This window comes from Shewanella marisflavi (assembly GCF_023283925.1).
GTDB classification, from domain to species: domain Bacteria; phylum Pseudomonadota; class Gammaproteobacteria; order Enterobacterales; family Shewanellaceae; genus Shewanella; species Shewanella marisflavi.
Map to the genome: position 1 here is coordinate 626,619 of NZ_JAKIKX010000001.1, position 18,742 is coordinate 645,360.

18 protein-coding genes are annotated in these 18,742 nt (G+C 48.9%); 15 read left to right on the plus strand and 3 right to left on the minus strand.

Annotation, left to right across the window (positions count from 1 at the left end; translation table 11 throughout):
• Positions 1 to 106 precede the first annotated feature (106 nt).
• Positions 107 to 1,018, plus strand: a complete 912-nt coding sequence (gene oxyR, locus L2712_RS02645; protein ID WP_248976808.1) for a hydrogen peroxide-inducible genes transcriptional activator OxyR — start codon at positions 107 to 109, stop codon at positions 1,016 to 1,018.
• A 380-nt stretch (positions 1,019 to 1,398) separates the two neighbouring features.
• Here oxyR and L2712_RS02650 read toward each other — a convergent pair whose 3' ends face one another.
• On the minus strand, positions 1,399 to 2,478 hold the full coding sequence (locus L2712_RS02650; RefSeq protein ID WP_033539765.1) for an adenylate/guanylate cyclase domain-containing protein: 1,080 nt from the start codon (positions 2,476 to 2,478) through the stop codon (positions 1,399 to 1,401).
• A gap of 259 nt (positions 2,479 to 2,737) precedes the next feature.
• Entirely contained in the window at positions 2,738 to 3,415 is a 678-nt protein-coding gene (gene mutH, locus L2712_RS02655) for a DNA mismatch repair endonuclease MutH (protein ID WP_248976809.1), read from the minus strand.
• Between the two features lie 693 nt (positions 3,416 to 4,108).
• On the opposite strand from mutH, the gene rppH reads away from it, so the two are divergent.
• The 9 genes from rppH (at position 4,109) to L2712_RS02700 (ending at position 12,216) form a co-directional block, all read left to right on the plus strand.
• Positions 4,109 to 4,633 carry an RNA pyrophosphohydrolase gene (gene rppH, locus L2712_RS02660; RefSeq protein WP_033539767.1) on the plus strand — a complete coding sequence of 175 codons (525 nt, stop codon included), beginning with the start codon at positions 4,109 to 4,111 and terminating at the stop codon, positions 4,631 to 4,633.
• 22 nt (positions 4,634 to 4,655) lie between these two features.
• On the plus strand, positions 4,656 to 6,887 hold the full coding sequence (gene ptsP, locus L2712_RS02665) for a phosphoenolpyruvate--protein phosphotransferase (protein ID WP_248976810.1): 2,232 nt from the start codon (positions 4,656 to 4,658) through the stop codon (positions 6,885 to 6,887).
• Between the two features lie 76 nt (positions 6,888 to 6,963).
• Positions 6,964 to 7,758: a sulfite exporter TauE/SafE family protein gene (locus L2712_RS02670; protein WP_248976811.1), complete on the plus strand. Its 795-nt coding sequence runs from the start codon at positions 6,964 to 6,966 to the stop codon at positions 7,756 to 7,758.
• Positions 7,759 to 7,834: 76 nt separating this feature from the next.
• The gene (locus L2712_RS02675; RefSeq protein ID WP_248976812.1) at positions 7,835 to 8,686 is read left to right on the plus strand and encodes a thymidylate synthase; all 852 of its coding nucleotides are present in this window, start codon (positions 7,835 to 7,837) and stop codon (positions 8,684 to 8,686) included.
• Positions 8,687 to 8,994: 308 nt separating this feature from the next.
• The gene (gene nhaA, locus L2712_RS02680; protein ID WP_248976813.1) at positions 8,995 to 10,170 is read left to right on the plus strand and encodes a Na+/H+ antiporter NhaA; all 1,176 of its coding nucleotides are present in this window, start codon (positions 8,995 to 8,997) and stop codon (positions 10,168 to 10,170) included.
• Complete coding sequence (locus L2712_RS02685; protein WP_033539772.1) at positions 10,167 to 10,550, plus strand: hypothetical protein; 384 nt, start codon at positions 10,167 to 10,169, stop codon at positions 10,548 to 10,550. The genes nhaA and L2712_RS02685 overlap by 4 nt, the downstream gene beginning before the upstream one ends.
• A gap of 22 nt (positions 10,551 to 10,572) precedes the next feature.
• Positions 10,573 to 11,481 carry a transcriptional activator NhaR gene (gene nhaR / locus L2712_RS02690; protein WP_033539773.1) on the plus strand — a complete coding sequence of 303 codons (909 nt, stop codon included), beginning with the start codon at positions 10,573 to 10,575 and terminating at the stop codon, positions 11,479 to 11,481.
• A 77-nt stretch (positions 11,482 to 11,558) separates the two neighbouring features.
• Positions 11,559 to 11,798 (plus strand): FAD assembly factor SdhE, encoded by a 240-nt coding sequence (locus L2712_RS02695; protein ID WP_033539774.1) that lies wholly within the window; start codon positions 11,559 to 11,561, stop codon positions 11,796 to 11,798.
• Positions 11,779 to 12,216, plus strand: a complete 438-nt coding sequence (locus L2712_RS02700; RefSeq protein ID WP_346347558.1) for a protein YgfX — start codon at positions 11,779 to 11,781, stop codon at positions 12,214 to 12,216. The genes L2712_RS02695 and L2712_RS02700 overlap by 20 nt, the downstream gene beginning before the upstream one ends.
• Positions 12,217 to 12,222: 6 nt before the next feature.
• Here L2712_RS02700 and nadB read toward each other — a convergent pair whose 3' ends face one another.
• Entirely contained in the window at positions 12,223 to 13,836 is a 1,614-nt protein-coding gene (gene nadB / locus L2712_RS02705) for an L-aspartate oxidase (RefSeq protein ID WP_033539776.1), read from the minus strand.
• A gap of 199 nt (positions 13,837 to 14,035) precedes the next feature.
• On the opposite strand from nadB, the gene rpoE reads away from it, so the two are divergent.
• The 5 genes from rpoE (at position 14,036) to lepA (ending at position 18,639) form a co-directional block, all read left to right on the plus strand.
• A complete protein-coding gene (gene rpoE, locus L2712_RS02710) occupies positions 14,036 to 14,614 on the plus strand; it encodes an RNA polymerase sigma factor RpoE (RefSeq protein WP_033539777.1) in 579 nt (192 codons plus the stop codon).
• A 39-nt stretch (positions 14,615 to 14,653) separates the two neighbouring features.
• Positions 14,654 to 15,259, plus strand: a complete 606-nt coding sequence (locus tag L2712_RS02715; protein WP_033539778.1) for a sigma-E factor negative regulatory protein — start codon at positions 14,654 to 14,656, stop codon at positions 15,257 to 15,259.
• A gap of 64 nt (positions 15,260 to 15,323) precedes the next feature.
• Positions 15,324 to 16,256 (plus strand): MucB/RseB C-terminal domain-containing protein, encoded by a 933-nt coding sequence (locus tag L2712_RS02720; RefSeq protein ID WP_088905220.1) that lies wholly within the window; start codon positions 15,324 to 15,326, stop codon positions 16,254 to 16,256.
• A 7-nt stretch (positions 16,257 to 16,263) separates the two neighbouring features.
• The gene (locus L2712_RS02725; protein ID WP_248976815.1) at positions 16,264 to 16,740 is read left to right on the plus strand and encodes a SoxR reducing system RseC family protein; all 477 of its coding nucleotides are present in this window, start codon (positions 16,264 to 16,266) and stop codon (positions 16,738 to 16,740) included.
• Positions 16,741 to 16,848: 108 nt separating this feature from the next.
• The gene (gene lepA / locus L2712_RS02730) at positions 16,849 to 18,639 is read left to right on the plus strand and encodes a translation elongation factor 4 (RefSeq protein ID WP_088905218.1); all 1,791 of its coding nucleotides are present in this window, start codon (positions 16,849 to 16,851) and stop codon (positions 18,637 to 18,639) included.
• Positions 18,640 to 18,742: the final 103 nt, after the last annotated feature.

Here is an 18,742-nt window from a genome sequence, read left to right on the forward strand (position 1 = left end):
GGGTAGCGCTTCACACTTCTGGCATAAGAGTGGGTTAATCCTAATGGTGCTTGTGCTAGAGTTAGATAGAGTATTTGAATGTAAATGGAAGCTGGTAATCGATTTTATGAAACAACTGCCAAGTCTAAAGAACCTTTACTACCTGGTGAACCTTTATCAGGAACAGAATTTTAATCGCGCGGCCAAGCTGTGCCATGTCAGCCAGTCTACCCTGTCGAGTGGCATTCAAAATCTGGAAGAGCAACTCGGCCATCAATTGATCGAGCGGGATCATAAATCTTTTATCTTTACCGCCATTGGCGAAGAGGTGGTTCAGCGTTCACGCAAGCTACTGACCGATGTCGATGATCTGGTGGAACTGGTCAAGCACCAGGGGCAACCCATGACAGGTGATATTCGTCTGGGCTGCATCCCTACCATAGCGCCGTTTCTGCTAAGCCGGGTGGTGAAACATTGTCAGCAGGAATATCCAGAGCTGACCCTGTTTTTAAAAGAAGATACCACAGAGCGGTTACTTGATGCGCTAGGGAAGGGCGAGCTGGATCTTTTACTGTTAGCGTTACCGGTCGATACCAGCGGATACCACAGCATGAAAGTGGGCATAGATCCCTTTAAGCTGGTGATGCATAAGGAGCTGAGCAGCGAGGTACAACAGCCGATAGATTATAAAGCGCTGCCCGATGAGAGTATTTTCCTGCTGCAATCTGAGCACTGTATTACCGGTCATGCCATCAGTGCCTGTCGTCTGGCCGACAGTGATAAGATCAACCCCTTTGCCGCTACGAGTCTGCATACCTTAGTGCAGATGGTAAACAGCAAGTTAGGCACCACTTTCTTGCCACAGATGGCGATAGATGCAGGGATTTTGAACGACACAGATCTGATCGCATTGACCCCACCTGGTGAGGCGCCCTATCGAGACATAGGTTTAGTGTGGCGCCAGACTTCCAGCCGTATCATGACCTTTAGAACCTTGGGCAAGGCGATTCAAAGTTTGTTGGAGCAGGCGGAAAGCTAAGGGCTGTTGATCTTTGTTGTTTGTTTTTGCGAAAGTTTGTAGGTGATTTGTATTTAGCAGAGTCGGTGACCTGTAGTGAGCGACATAAACCGGCGATAATGCAGTAGCAAAGGCCTACAAGCGTTGCCCCATAAATACTGCGTAAGGGTATTCTTCTAAACGCACCCTGTTGATTATGAAATGGCCTGCAAAGCTGTTAGAGATCGTTTCAGACAATTTCTTAGGTGCTCGTTCTTAGGTGCTTGCAATTCACATATTACAAATATGCATCATTACTCATGTTTCGAGACTCATGCCTCGAGACTCATGCCTCGAGACTCATGCCTCGAGCAAAACGGGTTTAGATTGAACAAAAATGAAATCTGAAAGGAAAACAGGTCCTAATTATTGCTACCCTTGGGGGAAACGCCATATACCTCGATAGAGTGTTGTTTCCCCTTGAGCTTAATCGGCCCGAGATTGGCGAAGTCGTAGTGACTTTTACTGGTATCTATGAGGGCTTGCAAGGAGCCTGAGATCAACATGCGTTGACCCATAGGGTTACACTGATCTTGCAATCTTGCCAGGGTGTTGAGCACGTCGCTAAAGAAGCTAATCTCTTGCTTTTGCACACCCACGACTGCCGCGACCACTTGCCCACAGTGAGCTGCGGCCTTAAATTTAGGCACAAAACCATACTGCTCTTCGAAATATTTGCGCTGCCAGTTGAGTTGCTGACTGAATTCATAGTAAATGTTGAAGCTGCGATCTTCTATGATGCCGTTTTCCAGTGGCCAGTGTATCAACACAGCATCGCCCATGTAGCGATAGATCTCGGCATCATTATTCACCACGGTATCCGACAGTAGGCTAAAACAGTCCTGGATCAGACGACTGAAGCGGTAATCTCCCAGAGACTCGGCATGGGTGGTCGAGGCTACCATGTCCAGATAGAGAAACAGACGCTGCTCATATCTGGGTCTGTGATATTTCCCCAAGCCAATATTGAGTAGGATTCGAGGGCCAACCAGCAGTGCCATCTGCTCGATAAAGGCAAGACCCACACGTACCGCGACAAGATAGATGATAAGTGCCTGAAATGCGGGACTGTATAGAATATGGGCGGTCAGCATCTGTCTGAGGGTCGACATATGGTTTTCGATGGCCCACATGTTAAGGAATTGGGTCATATAGGCCAGCGTTGTGGCCCCAAGCAGAAGGAAGAGTCCCTTAAAGATCACCGAAAACAGATAGGGCAGGCGGTTGATGGCGCTATAGTCTGCGATGAGATTCGACATCCAATGCAGGCTACCAAAGATGATCCCCATGTAGATTGCCAGCGTCGCGAGATCGGCAGTCCCTACCGCCCATTGCGGTAGCTCTGGTGTTTGGGCATAGCGGAAAAAGACGAACGCCGCCATGGCGATAGCCCAAGCGAAAATGGCAAATATGAGCTTCTTTGCTTGAATGCGTGCTCTCACGGTGACAGATAATTCCTAAATGCTGCACAAATCTCAGGATGCGCTAGTGTATAGAAAACACCCCTACAATTTCCAGTGATATTTGTGATCTAGGTCAAATGAAGTCTAGATGTGCCAAAAAAGCGACAATTTTATGTTTCTAAATTGTTAAGTTACCGTGTTTGTTGTTTTTTCTTAGCGTTTGCTGATGTAAATTTAGCCAGCCTGCCCATTGCTTATAAGTCTAGTTGAGGATCAACACACTCGGTTTTGGCGTTGATTAAGGACAGATATAACGGTTAAGGATCTGCTGAGTAAAAGGGATCTTGAGGTAGAAGCCTCTGGGATTGGTCAGTTTTATTTGGCCATTGCTGGCGATACTTTGAGTGAGGGCTCGGCTGTTAGCCCCCTTGGGTCTTAGCTGTAGTACTTCGCCGTGGCGGGCTGTGATCTGCTCTACCTTGCCTAGCGCGATTAGCTCCATTATCTCCTCCCAGTCCTGGCGGATCTGCGACAGCTCCTCTTCGTTTGGGGTCCAGAGGATAGGCGTACCTATGCGTCTTTCGCTTACGGCTTTATGGCGAATTCCTTCTACCGGTATCCACAGCACCCGCTGTAGCTTATGAAAGACCAGACTGTCTTGCCATCTGAGGCCGCTGATGTTCACAAGTGGCGCCACAGTGACATAGGTGGTTTCAAGAGGTTTACCTGACGCATCCACAGGAATCGTTTTCAGCTCTACGCCAAGGTGCAAGAAATCTTGTTCAGGTTTTGAGCCTGCGGTAGCACCCAGCTCAAGCTCAATGAGTTGGCCTATCCAGCCTTTATCACGTTTGAGATTGTCGGGCACAGCAATGGCGTGTAGTTCGGCCAGTTGGCCTAAGGTAAGGCCTGCCATATCTTGGGCCCGAGACATGAGTTCGTCGACGGAGGCCGGTGGTAAGGATCTGCTTTTCATAGGGAGGATTCTACCCGAGTTATACACTTTAGCAATCACGGTTAAAATTTGCCCGAAATTTTTGGGCTGAGTTAATCACAGCTGAAGCTTTGCTTAAGTTAATGAAATTTAACTATTAACTCTTATTTGATCTTGATAACTTCTGGTCGCTTATCGAGTTACTCCGTGATTTCCCCACTCTTTCCAACATACTTATCCACAGAATTATTGGATAACTGTGAGTGTTGATCGGCAAGATGAACAAAAAGGCTCATGTCAAGGGGATTTAGCGGGCTGTTTAGCGCCGCAATATCACATAATTGCTTTTATCTGTGAATAACCTTAAATAACTGCAAGTGTCTTTTTATTCCATTCACCCTTTGGGTGTTTTTTGTGCGATCGCAGTTTGTGAACAAATGATCCTATGGTTTTTACAAAAACTTTCTATTTTTATTCAGTATTTTAGCTTTGTATTTTGTCAGCCTCAAATGAAGGCTTTTGATCTTCATTTAGGCTAAATTGACAATTTTAACTGAGTTTCAAACAGAGATATCCACAGATTTTGTGGATATCCTCGGTTGATATCGAGAGTGTCTGTTGATAAAAGCAAAAAAATTGGTTTTTTATCCAATCAATATCTGTTAACGGGGAATTGCCGCCGACGCCGCTTTGTGAAACAATCGATTCATTAGAATATTTCAATTTGGAGTCCATGTGATTGATAGTGACGGCTTTCGTGCAAATGTAGGCATCATTATCTGTAATCGCTTTGGGCAGGTGATGTGGGCCAGACGCTTTGGTCAACATTCCTGGCAATTTCCGCAAGGTGGCGTGGATGAAGGCGAAAGTGCCGAACAAGCCATGTATCGGGAGTTGTATGAAGAGGTTGGGTTAAAGCCTGAGCATGTACAGGTGTTAACCTCAACTCGTTCCTGGTTGCGTTATAGATTACCAAAACGGTTAATTAGGCAAGACAGTAAACCCTTATGTATCGGTCAGAAGCAGAAGTGGTTTTTATTACAATTAAAGAGTCAGGAGTCGGCTATCGATCTGGCGGCCACGGGGCATCCTGAGTTTGATGATTGGCGGTGGGTCAGTTACTGGTATCCTGTCAGGCAGGTGGTATCCTTTAAACGTGATGTTTACCGCAAGGTGATGAAAGAGTTTGCGCCGACGACGTTAGCGTTTCAGGCGCAGGAAAATACCCATAGTGGCAGAAGGCGAGGTCGCCGCAGGTAAGATTAAGATGGAGAGATAGGCTGTGTTAAAAACGCTCAGGGATATTACTCAGGCCGTAGCCGCAGCCGAAGATCTTCAATCTGCCTTATCGCTACTCGTTAGCCAAACTAAATCGGCAATGGAAACCCAATGCTGCTCTATCTATATCTTAGAGGAGCAGGAGTTGGTGCTTTCTGCGACCGATGGTCTGGACCCCAGGGCCGTTGGCCGAGTCAAGATGCCCATGAGCCAAGGCTTGGTCGGACTAGTGGCCGAGCGCGAAGAACCCGTTAACCTGGCCGATGCCCAGCAACACCCCAGATTCAAGTTGTTTACCGAAGTCGACGAGGAAGATTTTCGTGCCTTTCTCGCCGTTCCCATCATCTTTCAAAAATTGATCTTAGGCGTGCTGGTTGTGCAGCAGGCCGATGCCCGCCAGTTTAGTGAGGCCGAAGAGGCCTTCCTGATGACCCTGGCTGCCCAGTTAGCGGTAGCCGTGCGTGAGCAGCGTAAGAAGGCCGAGGTGAAATCGGCGCCAGATAAGTGTCTTTATACCGGGACTTCAGCGGCCAGTGGCGTGGTGATTGCCCATGCTATGGTGCTAGGTGGTGAAATAGCCTTAGATCAACAGCAGCATCAGACCCAGGATATCGAAACTGAGCTACAGGCATTGAGTCAGGCGTTAGATGCTTGTCGCAATACCCTAAGTGCCCTGTCGCAACGTTTCGATGGCGAGAATGAGAAAGAGGTGCAATCTATCTTCTCGGCGTTGCTTTTACTGCTTGATGATACCAGCTTAGGCGGTGAGTATGTGCGGGAGATCCAAGCGGGCTGGACGGCGATCTCTGCGGTGAGCCGTGTGTCGCTGCGCTACATCGACCACTTCCTTAAGATGCAAGACCCCTATATGCAAGAGCGCGCCACCGACATTCGTGACTTAGGTCAGCGTGTTCTGCGTGAATTGATTGAGCCGCAAAAGATGCAGCTGGAACTCGATGTGCCGGTGATCTTGGTGACTAAGGAAGCCACGGCGACCATGTTGGCGGAATTTCCCCAGCATAAGCTCGTAGGGATTGTCACTGAGCAGGGGGGCGTAAACTCCCATGCCGCGATTTTGGCGCGCGCCTTTGGTGTTCCGGCGGTGATTGGGGTAGAGGGGATCCTTAATGCGGGGATTGATGGTAAGCAGTTAATTCTCAACGCCAATCGGGGGCAGGTGCTCATCTCGCCAACGCCGACTCTGATTAGTGAATATCGCAGTCTGATTTCGGCCGAGAAGGCGTTGCAAAAGCGGTATGCGGCTGAGCTTTCACAACCCGCCACAACTCTCGATGAGCGCCGTATTCATCTCTATCTTAACGCCGGACTGTTGAGCAGCTTGGCTTCGGAAATAGCCGAAGGGGCTGATGGTATTGGCCTGTATCGTACCGAGATCCCATTTATGTTGCAGACTCGCTTTCCCAGTGAGGCTGAGCAGGTCGAGGTGTATCGCCAGGTATTAGATGCGGCGGTTGGCCGACCGGTGGTGATGCGTACCTTAGATGTCGGTGGTGATAAGCCGCTTTCTTATCTGCCTATCACCGAAGAGAATCCCTTCCTAGGATGGCGAGGAATACGCCTAAGCCTAGATCATCCAGAGCTTTTCCTGGTGCAACTAAGAGCTATGTTAAATGCATCCGGTGGGCGCGATCAGTTACATATTTTGCTACCAATGGTTTGTTGCCTCGATGAGATCGATCAGGCTATCGCCTATCTTGAGCAGGCCTATCTTGAGGTGAAGCAAGATGTTCATCCGGATCTACAGCGACCTAAGCTAGGGATCATGCTGGAAGTGCCAGCGCTCTTGTTCCAGCTGGAAGAGGTAGCTAAACGGGTCGATTTTATCTCAGTAGGATCCAACGACCTGACACAATATTTACTGGCGGTCGACCGTAACAACCCCAGAGTCAGCACCCTTTACGATTGCTACCATCCAGGTATTTTACGGGCCTTGAAGCAGGCGAGATTGGCCTGTAAGCACTATCGACTGCCAATCAGTGTTTGTGGTGAGCTGGCGGGGGAGGCGATAGGTGTCCTTTTGCTCGTGGCTATGGGCTACACCCAGTTGAGTATGAACCAGGGTAGCCTTGCCAAGATCAATTATTTGATCCGCAGAGTCTCCTATAGCGATCTCAGTGCCATCCTCAATGAGGCACTATCGCTCAGCAATGGAGCCGAGGTGAGGCAGCTATTGACTCAATACCTTAAAGATAACGAATTGGATGAGTTCTTATAACTGGGCTTGGGTAATTTCAATCTGCCATTATTTCCATTAAGCTAATGCCTCATTTTGCCATCGCGATAGAGGTTTCATGTTCACCATAGTTGTTAGCTGCATTGCTTTAGGTGCCTTTATTGGCTTTATGGCAGGTCTGTTAGGCATAGGGGGCGGTGTGATCGCTGTGCCTGTACTGCTGTTTTTGTTACCTAAGGCGGGCGTGGTACCCGAGCATCTGACCCATGTGGCGATAGCAACCTCCCTGGCGGCGATTATTTTAACCTCACTCTCCTCAGCCAGGGCACATCATAGCCGTGGTAATATTCCCTGGCATTTACTGACTATTATGTTGCCGGGTTTTATCATTGGTGCTCTGTCGGCAGGCTTTATCTCTTCACTCTTTTCCGCCGAGTTGCTTAAGCAGATCTTTGCTGGTTTCTTGGTGCTTATGGCTGTGCAGATGGTTTTTCCCGTTAAGGCTACAGAGGTAGAGCGCTCCTTACCCCCTGCGCCCTACTTATTCCTTGCGGCCTGTATTATTGCAGTGATTGCGGCGCTGATGGGAATTGGTGGCGGTATCTTGTTGATCCCTTTCCTGACTTGGGCTGGCGTGCAGATGCGCCATGCTATCGGCTTTTCATCGGTCACAGGTCTGATGATTGCGTTGTTTGGTAGCCTGAGTTATGTCTTTGCTGGCTGGGCGACCCAAGGCCTGCCTGAGTACACCTTAGGGTATATCTATTTGCCGGCTTTGCTGGGCATAGTCTGCACCTCAATGTTGACGGCGCCCTTGGGGGCGAAAGCTGCCAGTATTTGGCCGACGGCAAGACTGAAAAAGATCTTCGCCGTCATGTTATTCTTTACGGGAATCAAGATAGCCCTGACCTAATCGGCAAATGGGGAAGGATGAACAAGCAGTGGGCGTCTTGCGCGCACTTATAAGTAACAATAAAAAGTAGGACAAGATGAAACAGTATTTGGCGTTATGTGAGCGAATCATCAATGAGGGCGTTTGGGTCGAGAACGAACGTACGGGCAAGCGCTGCTTAACCGTGATTAATGCCGATCTGGAATATAATGTGGCTGGTAATGAGTTTCCCTTGATCACCACACGCAAAAGCTTTTGGAAAGGGGCTATCGCTGAGCTTTTGGGTTATCTCAGAGGTTATGACAACGCCGCTGACTTTAGAAAGTTAGGTGCCAAGACTTGGGATGCTAACGCTAACGAAAATGCCGCTTGGCTTAACAATCCCCACCGTAAAGGTCATGATGATATGGGCCGGGTCTATGGTGTTCAGGGCAGAGCTTGGGCAAAACCTGATGGCGGCACAGTGGATCAGCTTCGAAAAATTATCGATAACCTCTCCAGGGGAATAGATGATCGCGGTGAGATCTTAAGCTTTTATAATCCTGGTGAATTCCATATGGGCTGTCTGCGCCCTTGTATGCACACCCATAACTTTTCCTTGCTAGGTGACACTCTCTATCTCAATAGTTTCCAGCGCTCATGCGATGTCCCTCTTGGACTTAACTTTAATCAGGTGCAGGTGTTTACCCTGTTGGCCATTGTCGCTCAGATCACTGGCCATAAACCGGGTAAGGCTTACCACAAGATAGTCAACGCTCATATTTACGAAGATCAGTTGCCTTTAATGCAAGAAGTGCAGCTCAAGCGTCAGCCCTTCCCATCGCCTCAGCTACATATCAATCCTGAAATCAAGTCGCTCGAAGATCTTGAAACCTGGGTCACTATGGATGATTTCGAAGTGACAGGTTACCAGCATCATGACGCGATCCAGTACCCTTTCTCTGTATAACCTACAGTCATAAGACTGAGGAATTTCTGAGGTAAAGCTCCAGCGGCGGATTATCGTCACTGGAGCTTTATTAATTTATTCTGCATAAAAAAACCTCTATTTATCGAGTATATGCCAGTATGTGTTGTCACATAAAGGTTTAGGCTTGGTGAACAAGCTGTCAAATTGCATTATGTTGATTAGTCTCGATAGAGAGTCTACACTTGATACTTCGGAATTACCGATGTTTAATGCTGATGCAAACGATTATTCAGTTAGGTTGCATTCCGCTAGACTCGATCCATTAAGTGTTTTTTGGAGTTTAATTTATGGAAAAGGCGATTAGAAATTTTCTAAGCCAAGAATCAGCTGGCGGCATCCTCTTGATGGCCGCAGTGCTACTAGCCATGATCATGGCCAACTCTCCCTTGTCTGGTTTGTACCAGGGGTTCTTGCATACAGAAATGCAGGTGAGAGTCGGTAGCCTAGATATCGATAAGACTCTCATTCATTGGATTAATGATGGCTTGATGGCCCTGTTCTTTATGCTGATCGGCTTGGAAGTGAAGCGTGAACTGCTTGAAGGCGCATTGTCGAGCCGTGAGCAGGCGTCTCTGCCCACTTTTGCTGCCATCGGTGGCATGATCTTTCCGGCGGCGATCTATCTCATCTTTAACTATTCCGACCCCATCACTCAGGTGGGCTGGGCGATTCCTGCTGCAACAGATATTGCCTTTGCATTGGGTATCATGGCCCTGTTGGGTAGCCGAGTACCGGTAGCGCTTAAGGTCTTTCTGCTTGCGTTAGCCATTATCGATGACTTAGGCGTGGTGGTGATCATTGCCATGTTCTACAGCACAGATTTGTCGACCATCAGCCTGGTGGTGGCAGCGCTGGCGATAGTGATTCTGGTTGGGCTCAACCGTAAGGGGGTCACCTCATTGGCGCCTTATGGCGTAGTGGGCCTGATACTGTGGATCGCCGTGCTCAAATCTGGGGTCCATGCGACTTTGGCGGGCGTTATTATTGCTTTCTGTATTCCACTGCGGGCGAAAGACGGTAGCTCACCCTCTGAAAATTTAGAGCATAGTCTGCATCCTTGGAGCACCTTTATGATCTTGCCTATCTTCGCCTTTGCCAATGCGGGCGTGGATCTGTCGGGTATGAGTTTAGGGGATTTGCTATCGCCTGTACCAGTAGGGATCGCCTTGGGACTCTTGCTCGGTAAGCCGCTTGGAGTACTGCTATTTAGTTTTGTGGCCGTGAAGCTCAAACTTGCCGCGCTGCCAGATGGTATGGGCTGGCGTCATATTGCGCCCGTAGCCTTAATGTGTGGTATCGGTTTTACTATGTCGATGTTTATCTCGTCCCTGGCCTTTATCGGTGAAGGTGAAGCCTATGGCGATTTAGCAAGATTGGGCATATTGACAGGATCTATCGCGTCGGCGGTAATAGGGTATTTTTGGTTATCTAAAGTGCTGCCAGAGAAAGGAGAAAAATCATGAAAAAAATCGTCGTGACACTCATGCTCTCGTTGGGATTAGCTGGGGGCGCCTCGGCTAGCCAACTGGCCGCCTGTAATCAGGATATCAATAGCGAGTCTTGTCAGCACTATCTTGAAGGGGTGGTTGACGGTGCGCTGATGTATAAGCCCAATGCTATGGGGAAAAGAGTCGAGAGTAATGGTTATGAGTCTCGCGCTCTTAAGTATCGCAGTGGTAAACGCTTCGAAGAAGCAAACCGTACCTATTGCGAGAGCCGTCTACCAGAGAGAGAAACCTTGGTACAGGGACTCGCTGAGGCGTTTGAGATGGGCAAAATCGATTCTGTCGATTCCCTCAGCGAAGTGATGTACGACCTGATGGATTGCCAGCGTCTGAAATAGGACGGGAGATTCGCAAACCTTGATGTCCCATCTTAATTACAACCATCTCTACTATTTTTGGATGGTGCACAAAAAAGGCTCGGTGGCTAAGGCCGCCGAGACCTTATGTTTGACCCCGCAGACGGTAACTGGACAGATACGCGTATTGGAGCAGCGTCTCAACGGCACGCTATTTAAGCGGGTAGGGCGTAACCTTGAGCCCACTGAGCTGGGTGAGCTGGTATTCCGTTATGCGGACAAGATGTTTAGTCTGAGTTATGAGATGTTAGATATCCTTAACTATCAAAAGGATAATAACATCTTATTTGAGGTAGGCATCGCCGATGCCTTGTCCAAGGCGTTGGCCAGCCGCGTGTTACTTTCTGTTGTCCCCAGCGATGGCTCTATGCACCTGGCTTGCTACGAGGCGACTCACGAGAGCCTGATGGAACGCCTAAGAGCCCACAAGCTGGATATGATCTTGTCCGACTGTGCCGGCGAGTCACTTAAATATCCCGAGATCTTATCTAAGAAGCTCGGGGAGTGCGGCGTGGCATTTTTCTCATCGACTACTTATGAGCAACCCTTTCCCGCCTGTCTGGAGCAGGGCAAGCTGTTGATCCCGGGCAAACGTACTTCGCTTGGCCAGCAGCTGCACCATTGGTTTGATGAGAATGGCCTGGATGTGACCATTCTTGGAGAGTTCGATGATGCTGCTATGATGAAAGCCTTCGGTTTCTTTAAGAAGGGGATCTTTGTGGCGCCCTCTATCTATAAGCAAGATATTCTCGCCCATGATATTCATCTTTTAGGGGAAACCAATGATATTAAAGAGGTTTATCATGTAATGTTTGCCGAGCGGATGATTCAGCATCCGGCGGTGAAATCATTGCTGGAAACCGATTTTAGTGATCTGTTTGCCGGTAAAGATCTTGAGGTGGAACGCTTATAAAAACGGTGTGAAGCCGTTAGCCTAACTGGTACACTATCGCCAATTAAAAATAAGGGAGTAGTTGTGTGTCAGAGCCAATGAACATTGCCAGAGTGAGATGGGCGTGCCGACGCGGCATGTTAGAGCTTGATGTATTGTTTCAACCCTTTGTTGAAACGCAATATGAGCATCTTTCTAATGATGACAAAGCTGTTTTTGTTCGTTTGTTAGAGTGTGAAGATCCCGAGTTGTTTGCCTGGTTTATGGGTCATGAAGTGTGTCCCGATCCTCTGCTTGCCGATATGGTCGTAAAAGTTCGTGGCCGGGCGGCGCCATAAGTTTCACCTTATCGCTTCATTTGATCAGCGACTCTCGCTGATATGTTTTGCGGCCGTTTGTCTAAGTTCATTCTTGGTCTGGCCGCCAATTTCCCTTCTCTGGTTTGTTATCATCAAATACGCCCTGCTATCGGCAGTGGTCGGTTTCTTTGTTTATCAATTTTGGATGCTCAAACACTGGTCATTTGGCTTCTGGCTGGATGAGTCCGGTAAGATTGGGCTGGATGAAAAGTCGCAAGGCGCTGCGCAAACGGAAAACTGTGTGGCTCTGTATTATCGGCGGGTGTGGGTGAGTCCCTTTGCCGTACTCTTTTGGCTCTGTAGTGATGACAATAAGCGTTTGGTGATTCTGTGGCGGGATATGTTTGACGACACAGGCTATCGGCATCTGTGTCGTCTATTGCTCAGATTTGGTTAACTTAGGTTATTGCTCTGGGAGCAATATGGTAGGTAGCGGGTTATTGCCCTTATTCGGGTAATCGATATTGTAGTGCAGCCCACGGCTTTCTTTACGTTCCATGGCGCAGCGAATGATCAGCTCGGCAACCTGAACCAGATTACGCAGTTCAAGTAAGTTATTACTCACCTTGAAGTTGCTGTAATACTCCTGGATCTCCTGCTGTAGCATGGCGCAGCGACGCAGCGCGCGCTCAAGGCGTTTGTCTGAGCGTACGATCCCCACATAGTCCCACATGAAAAGACGCAGTTCATGCCAGTTGTGGGCAATCACCACCTCTTCATCTGAGTTGGATACTTTACTCTCATCCCAGGCGGGCAGCGCACCCGGCATAGGGATTTTAGTCAGTTGGCTCTCGATATCTTCGGCTGCGGCGCGGGCGAATACTAAACATTCCAGTAGTGAGTTACTGGCGAGGCGGTTGGCGCCATGCAGACCAGTATAAGCCACTTCACCTATGGCATAGAGGCCATTGAGATCGGTTTGGCCGTGGAGATCTGTCATCACGCCCCCACAGGTATAGTGAGCGGCAGGTACGACAGGGATAGGATCTTTAGTGATATCTATACCCAGCTCTAGACAACGTTTGTAGATAGTCGGGAAATGTTTGATCACAAAGTCAGCGGGTTTATGGGTGATATCCAGATAGACACAATCGGCGCCCAGACGCTTCATCTCATAGTCGATGGCACGAGCCACGATATCACGAGGGGCGAGTTCGCCACGCTCGTCGAAGTCGGGCATAAAGCGGGTGCCGTCCGGGCGTTTCAAATAGGCCCCTTCGCCCCTAAGCGCTTCGGTCAATAGGAAGTTGCGCGCATCGGCGTGGTAGAGACAAGTCGGATGGAACTGGTTGAACTCCATATTGGCCACACGGCAACCCGAGCGCCAGGCCATGGCTATACCGTCACCCGAAGCGATATCAGGATTTGAGGTGTATTGGTATACCTTTGAGCTACCACCTGTAGCCAGGGCAACAAAGCGTGCCTTGACGGTTTCCACATGCTCTTCGTCGCGGTTCCATACATAAGCACCGAGAACACGGTTGCCCGGTCGTTTGAGTTTACGGGTGGTGATCAGGTCAATGGCGTTGTAGCGCTCCAGTACCTTGATATTGGGGTGGGTGAGCGCGCGCTCTTGCAGCGTAACTTGTACCTCTTTGCCTGTGGCATCGGCCGCGTGCAAGATGCGTCTATGGCTATGGCCACCTTCACGGGTTAAGTGGTACGGCGCCTTGCTTTTATCACCGTCGGCGGTCTCTTCCTTATCGAAGGCAACACCGCAATGGATCAGCCATTCCATAGAGCTCTTGGCGTTTTCGGCAGTGAAGGTCACAACTTCTTCGTCGCATAACCCCGCCCCGGCAATCAGGGTATCGGTCACGTGAGATTCGATGGTATCCTCTTCATCGAATACTGAGGCGATGCCACCTTGTGCATAATAGGTGGAGCCTTCGCTGAGTGGACCTTTGGAGAGTAAGATAACGTTTGATTTTTCAGCCAGATGTAATGCTAAAGTCAAACCAGCAGCCCCGCTGCCGATAACCAAAACGTCAGATTGATGTTCAACTACTTGTTTCATCAGGTATCATGGTAAGTTATGCGAGTATTGTCTATGGTAAACCAAGACGGAATTTATGGATACAGATCTCGCGGTAGAAAATAAATTTGGATATCGCAATTTTTTTTAGAACTTTTTCGGTGTGGGCTAGTCTACATATGTGAATATGATTCGAGCGACTGAGAAATCAGCATTTTAGATTTAGGAGTAGTCGGCTCGGATGAGTGGACAGATAAGTGATCAACAACTCGTTGAGCGAGTGCAGCAAGGAGACAAAAACGCTTTTAACCTGCTGGTACAGAAATACCAGAGTAAAGTCATTAATCTGATTGCCCGTTATGTGCGGAATCAGGCGGATGTGGCGGATGTGGCACAGGAAGCCTTTATTAAAGCTTATCGTGCGCTGCCTAACTTTAGGGGTGAGAGTGCGTTTTACACTTGGTTGTATCGCATCGCGGTGAATACCGCGAAAAATCATTTAGTGGCACAGGGCAGGCGAGCGCCTGCCAATGATGTCGATGCAGAAGAAGCCGAATACTATGACGGCAGTGATGCGCTAAAGGAGTTCGCCTCCCCAGAGCGTCTTATGTTGTCAGATGAGATTCAGAAAGTGGTTTTCGATACGCTCGATACCTTGCCGGAAGAATTGAAGATGGCCATCTCTTTACGTGAACTCGATGGGATGAGTTATGAAGAGATTGCCAATGTGATGGAGTGCCCTGTGGGTACTGTGCGTTCTCGTATTTTTAGAGCGCGTGAAGCCATCGACAAGAAGTTGCAGCCTTTGCTGGAACGATAAAGCATTTAACTCGATACACTAAATTTATATGGGTGATAAATGGATAAATTAGGTCAGGAATGGGTCTCCGCTGCCGTTGACGGTGAAGTCGACGAGCAGGTATTGGCTGAATTGGCAGCCGATACGGATTCGCATGAAAAGTGGCGTGATTATCACATGATAGGTGATGCTATGCGTGGTGAGTTGCCAGCTGCGATCAATTTAGATCTCAGTGCCAATATCGCTGCGGCTATCGAGCATGAGCCTAGTATCCTGGTGCCTAAGCGTGTCGATACGCCTGAAGTCGCGCCCCAAAGTCAGTTTGCCAAGGTGGTCCCGCTATTTAAGCAGTTTGGTCAGTATGCCATTGCGGCCAGTGTGGCACTGGTAGCCGTGATTGGTGTACAAAATTATAATCAGACTGGTATCGAAGATGCGGCGCCTATGCCGGTACTCAATACCCGTCCTTTGATTGGTAGCGCATCACCGGTGAGTTTGCAGACGGGCCCTGTGCAGCAAAATCAAAGCTATACCAATGAGCGTGTGATGGAGCAGCGTCATCGCATTAACACCTATATTCAAGATCATATGCTGCAACAAAGATTGAACAACAGTGCCAATATAGACGACAATGGTGAGATGACACCGATCCCGGTTAATCACTAAAAGCTTTTTATACTGGTCACACTGTTACCCTATATGTGTCGATTAGTATGGTTAAGGAGTTAGCTTGCGTCTTATTTGGTTGGCCCTGTTAGTCCTGGTTTTTCCTGTCAGCGCGCAGGAAGAACTGTCCGCTAAGGCTTGGCTTGAAAATATGAGCCTTGCCTTGAAAGGGCAAGAATTCAAGATGTCCTTGATCCACCTTCAAGCGGATCACATTCGTCCCCTGGTTTATATTCACGGTATGGTCGATGATCAAGAGGTGGCTTTTCTCGAACACCTTAATGGTCCGCCGAAAAACGCCGTGCGTGTCGGCAATACCGTCACCTTTATCGAACATGACCAACCCGCCTATAGCGTGAGAGCTGATCGTATCCAAGGGGTATTACCTCCCGCCTTTGCTGGCTCTATCTCCAACCTGGAAGCTGGGTATCAGTTTGTGCTAGGCGGTCGTTCGCGACTTGCAGGGCGCCCCAGTCAGTTGGTGCGAATTATTCCTAATGATGACCATAGATACGGTTATCAGGTGTGGCTGGATATGGATACCTATCTGCCTCTACGTTATGACATGCTCAATCTTGAGAAGCAGTTACTCGAGCAGATACTGGTCGTAGAGCTGATTGTGCTAGATGACGCGCCAGCGATTTTGCATGAAGCCTATAAGCAGGATTGGCCCGAGATCATGCCGCAGCCCCAAAGGGAACAGGCCGATAACTGGCAATTCACTTGGTTGCCCCAAGGTTTTAAGATCTTGGTGAAGGATAATCACAGGCTGATTGGTAGCCATGAGGCGGTGGAGTACATTGCCCTAAGCGATGGTTTAGTCAATATCTCAGTGTATGTGGCCAGAGCCGGTGATACCGCGCTGCCCGATGAGTTGATGACACGTAACGGTTTGTCCTTAGCAACTGAAAGGGTGGGTAACGCCGAAGTCGTTGCGGTGGGCAAGGTGCCTGCAGAGACACTAAGCCGTATCGCAAAAAGCATCACTATAGAGTGATCTGATTATGATGGAAGAAACCGCCACAGTGATCAGGTGCCCGGGCGATGGCTGGGTTACTGTTGAAGTGAAAGTTAAAAATGCCTGTAATCATTGTGATAACAATGAGAGTTGTGGAACTTCTGCCGTATCCAAGGCTTTTTCTCCTAAAGTGCAGCGATTCTCGCTGCCCAGTAATACCCAATATGAAGCGGGCGAACTGCTTAAGCTTGGCCTGCCTGAAAGCGTGATCTTAAAGGCCGCTGCCATCGTCTATCTAATGCCGCTGGCGGGTTTATTTATCGGCGCAGGCATAGGCCATTTTATGGCGCAAAGTCTGGATCTCGCTGGCAATGATATACCGGCCATTATCACTGGTATTCTCGGGGCTGTTAGTGCCTGGATGGTCGGGCGCCGCCGGGCCAAGGCCATAGAGGTAAACAGTCAACCTGTTATCATCTCACGTCTGGGGCACCCCCTTAGCAAGGTGTCTTCAGTCAGCTAGTCTATTATTTTCACCGTCTGAATGATTCCAATTGGTATTAGGTTGTCGATCGGGTACAATTCGGCACTTTTAGATAATTTTCAATTTCGAGTTTAGTCATTTCGCACAATGAAGCATATTAGAAACTTTTCGATTATTGCCCATATTGATCACGGCAAATCAACCCTTTCTGACCGTCTTATTCAAGAGTGCGGTGGCTTGTCTGACCGCGAGATGGCGGCGCAAGTCTTGGACTCAATGGATCTCGAGCGTGAGCGCGGTATTACCATTAAAGCCCAGAGTGTGACACTCGACTATAAAGCCAAAGATGGTGAAACCTACCAGCTTAACTTCATCGATACTCCTGGCCACGTGGATTTCTCCTATGAAGTTTCGCGTTCTCTGGCGGCTTGTGAAGGCGCCTTGTTAGTGGTCGATGCCGGGCAAGGTGTTGAGGCCCAGACGCTGGCAAACTGCTATACCGCCCTCGAAATGGATCTCGACGTGGTGCCGGTACTCAACAAGATAGATCTACCTCAGGCCGACCCAGAGCGAGTCGCTGAAGAGATTGAAGATATTGTAGGTATCGAGGCCACTGACGCGGTGCGCTGTTCGGCGAAGACGGGTCTTGGTATTAGCGATGTGCTGGAAACGATTGTTGCGCAGATCCCGCCACCAAAAGGCGATCCTGATGCGCCGCTGCAGGCTTTGATTATCGATTCTTGGTTTGACAGTTACCTGGGCGTGGTTTCTTTGGTGCGCATCAAGAACGGCATGCTTAAGAAGGGTGACAAGTTTAAGGTGATGTCGACCGGCCAAACCCACACAGCCGATCGCGTCGGTATCTTCACGCCTAAGCAGACAGATACGACTCAGCTGAATACGGGTGAAGTGGGCTTCGTGATTGCGGGCATCAAAGAGATCCACGGCGCGCCAGTGGGCGATACTTTGACGCTGGCCAAGAATGGCGCCGACAAGCCTCTGCCTGGTTTTAAGAAGGTGAAGCCTCAGGTATATGCGGGCGTATTCCCTATCTCGACCGATGATTATGAAAATTTCCGTGATGCGCTCAACAAGCTGAGTCTTAATGATGCGTCGCTCTTCTTCGAGCCAGAAACCTCATCGGCACTGGGCTTTGGTTTCCGTATCGGTTACCTCGGCCTACTGCACATGGAGATCATTCAGGAGCGTCTGGAACGCGAATATAACCTGGATCTGATCACGACAGCACCTACGGTAGTTTATGAGGTGGTGACCACTAAGGGCGAGACAATCTATGTCGATAACCCATCGGATCTTCCACCGATGAATAATATCGAAGAGATGCGCGAGCCTATCGTGGAGACTAATATCCTGGTACCGAAAGAATACCTGGGTAATGTGATCACCCTTTGTGTCGAGAAACGTGGTGTACAGACCAACATGGTCTACCACGGCAATCAGGTGGCAATCACCTATGATATGCCGATGGCCGAAGTGGTGATGGACTTCTTTGATCGTCTGAAATCAACCAGTCGTGGTTATGCGTCGCTGGAATACAACTTTAAGCGTTTCGAGGCCGCCGACATGGTGCGTCTGGATGTGTTGATTAACGGCGATCGCGTCGATGCCCTAGCGATGATTCTGCATAAGGCTAACGTGCGTTACCAAGGTTTGGCCTTGGTCAACAAGATGAAAGAGCTTATTCCTAGACAGATGTTTGATATCGCAATTCAGGCCGCCGTTGGCAGTCAGATCATTGCCCGTTCTTCAGTGAAAGCACTGCGTAAAGACGTAACCGCTAAGTGTTATGGTGGTGACGTGTCGCGTAAGAAGAAGCTGCTGCAGAAGCAGAAAGAGGGTAAGAAGCGTATGAAGCAGGTGGGTAATGTTGAAGTGCCTCAAGAGGCCTTCCTGGCAGTGCTCAAGCTCAACGAGTAATCACTTTTTAGTTAATAATTGTTAATAGTGATCGATAATGAGCGCCGCGGTTTGCGGCGCTTTGTTTGTTACAGTATAAATGGGCTATTGACCTGCTCCCTAG

What these genes read in the sequence shown, in the direction of transcription:
- oxyR (WP_248976808.1), top strand. Translation starts at nt 107, where the DNA reads ATGAAACAACTGCCAAGTCTAAAGAACCTTTACTACCTGGTGAACCTT.
- mutH (WP_248976809.1), bottom strand. Translation starts at nt 3,415, where the DNA reads ATGAAAAGCAGATCCTTACCACCGGCCTCCGTCGACGAACTCATGTCT.
- L2712_RS02670 (WP_248976811.1), top strand. Translation starts at nt 6,964, where the DNA reads ATGTTCACCATAGTTGTTAGCTGCATTGCTTTAGGTGCCTTTATTGGC.
- L2712_RS02675 (WP_248976812.1), top strand. Translation starts at nt 7,835, where the DNA reads ATGAAACAGTATTTGGCGTTATGTGAGCGAATCATCAATGAGGGCGTT.
- nhaA (WP_248976813.1), top strand. Translation starts at nt 8,995, where the DNA reads ATGGAAAAGGCGATTAGAAATTTTCTAAGCCAAGAATCAGCTGGCGGC.
- L2712_RS02685 (WP_033539772.1), top strand. Translation starts at nt 10,167, where the DNA reads ATGAAAAAAATCGTCGTGACACTCATGCTCTCGTTGGGATTAGCTGGG.
- nhaR (WP_033539773.1), top strand. Translation starts at nt 10,573, where the DNA reads ATGTCCCATCTTAATTACAACCATCTCTACTATTTTTGGATGGTGCAC.
- L2712_RS02695 (WP_033539774.1), top strand. Translation starts at nt 11,559, where the DNA reads ATGAACATTGCCAGAGTGAGATGGGCGTGCCGACGCGGCATGTTAGAG.
- nadB (WP_033539776.1), bottom strand. Translation starts at nt 13,836, where the DNA reads ATGAAACAAGTAGTTGAACATCAATCTGACGTTTTGGTTATCGGCAGC.
- rpoE (WP_033539777.1), top strand. Translation starts at nt 14,036, where the DNA reads ATGAGTGGACAGATAAGTGATCAACAACTCGTTGAGCGAGTGCAGCAA.
- L2712_RS02715 (WP_033539778.1), top strand. Translation starts at nt 14,654, where the DNA reads ATGGATAAATTAGGTCAGGAATGGGTCTCCGCTGCCGTTGACGGTGAA.
- L2712_RS02725 (WP_248976815.1), top strand. Translation starts at nt 16,264, where the DNA reads ATGATGGAAGAAACCGCCACAGTGATCAGGTGCCCGGGCGATGGCTGG.
- lepA (WP_088905218.1), top strand. Translation starts at nt 16,849, where the DNA reads ATGAAGCATATTAGAAACTTTTCGATTATTGCCCATATTGATCACGGC.